Genomic DNA, 1,624 nt, shown 5'->3' on the forward strand with positions numbered 1-1,624 from the left:
GCCGTCTCGTTCTGATCGATGATCTTCGCGATCTCCGCATCGGCCTCGTCGCCGTACCGCGCGAACACGTCGGTGCGATAGGTCGTGTTCACAGCCGCTGCGAGCTGCGTGCCGGTATCGTTGCGCGTGTCGGCGTCGACCACCATCGACAGCCCGATGCGCAGCGGATGCGCTTCCAGCTCCTTCGGGTCGAGCGCGATCCGCACCGGCAGCCGCTGCACGATCTTGATCCAGTTGCCGGTCGCGTTCTGCGGCGGCAATGTCGCGAACGCGCTGCCCGTGCCCGCCGAGAAGCCGATCACCCGCCCGTGGTACTCGACGCTCGAGCCGTAGACGTCCGCCGTCATCGTGACCGGCTGGCCGATGCGCATCCGGCGCAGTTGCACTTCCTTGAAGTTCGCATCGACCCACACGCCGTCGAGCGGCACGATCGACATCAGCGGCGTGCCCGGCCCGACGCGCTCGCCCACTTGCACCGAGCGCTGCGCGACGTAGCCCGTCACCGGCGCCGGCAGCGTATTGCGCGCGTAGTCCAGGTAGGCGTCGCGAACCTTCGCAGCCGCGGCTCGCACGTCCGGGTGCTGCTCGATCGACGTGCGGTCGGTCAGCGCGTGGTTCGATTGCGCCTGCTGGCGAGCCGCGTCAAGCGATGCCTGCGCGGCGGCCACGGCGTCGCGCGCGTGCGAGACGTCTTCCGCCGACACCGCCCCGGTGTTCTGCACCGCGAGACGGCGCCGCAAATCGTCCTGCGCGCGAGCCAGGTCCGACTCGCGCTGCGCGACGTTCGCCGCGTAGTAGTCGTTGTTCACGTAGAGCGTGCTCACGTGGCGCACGGCCTGCCCGAGCGCCGCCTCGGCGTTCAGGAGCGCGATCCTCGAATCGGCCGGGTCCAGCGTCACGACCGGGTCGCCCTCTTTCACGATCTGCGTATCGTCCGCGTTGACCGCGTTCACCGTGCCGGTCACTTGCGGCGTGAGCTGCACGAGGTTGCCGTTGACGTAGGCGTCGTCGGTCGACTCGTGATATTGCCCATACGTGATGTAGTACACGCCATACGCCGCACCCGCGAGCACGACGCCGATGGCCAGCAACGCAAGCCACAGCTTGCGCCTGGACGAGCCGCCGGGCGGCGGCGCGTTCGGCGGGGTGCCGGCGGGGGCATCGTGGCGGTTCGATTGGGCCGAGTCCGCGCTCGTGCGGTCGGTCGTGGTGGTATCGCTCATGTCAATTCTCTAGGGAGTTTGCGAACGTGCCGGTTCAACGCGCGGCGACGACGGGGTGGGAAGGCGCAGCGGAATCCGCGCGGCGTGTTGCATCGGACGACGTGTCGACATAGCCGCCGCCGAGCGCCGACGCGAGCGCGATCTGCTGGTCGCGCCGGTCCATCACCAAGTTCGCGACGGCCTGGTCGGCCTGCAGCGCGTTCATGTCGGCGTCGAGCACGGTCAGCTGATTCGTCAGGCCGCCCTTGTACTGCGTGATCGCCAGATCGTCGGCCTGGCGCGCCGCTTGTTGCGCCGCTTGCGCATCGCCAAGCTGCACGTCGCTCGAACGGATCTGCGCGAGTTGCGTCGCGACGTTGCTCAAGGCGGTGATCAGCGTCTGGTTGTAGGTCGCGACGGCG

The 1,624-nt window shown here is 68.6% G+C and carries 2 protein-coding genes; both read right to left on the reverse strand.

The genetic code is table 11. The features are described 5' to 3' along the window. Positions 1–1,223 (reverse strand): HlyD family secretion protein (locus tag J3489_RS37140; RefSeq protein WP_207005761.1); only part of this gene is annotated, 1,223 nt, incomplete at its 3' end. A gap of 34 nt (positions 1,224–1,257) precedes the next feature. Next, positions 1,258–1,624: TolC family protein (locus J3489_RS37145; protein WP_508617108.1), on the reverse strand; the 367-nt coding region annotated here is incomplete at its 5' end.

Origin of the sequence: Trinickia mobilis, assembly GCF_017315705.1 — a bacterium.
Lineage (GTDB): Bacteria > Pseudomonadota > Gammaproteobacteria > Burkholderiales > Burkholderiaceae > Trinickia_A > Trinickia_A mobilis.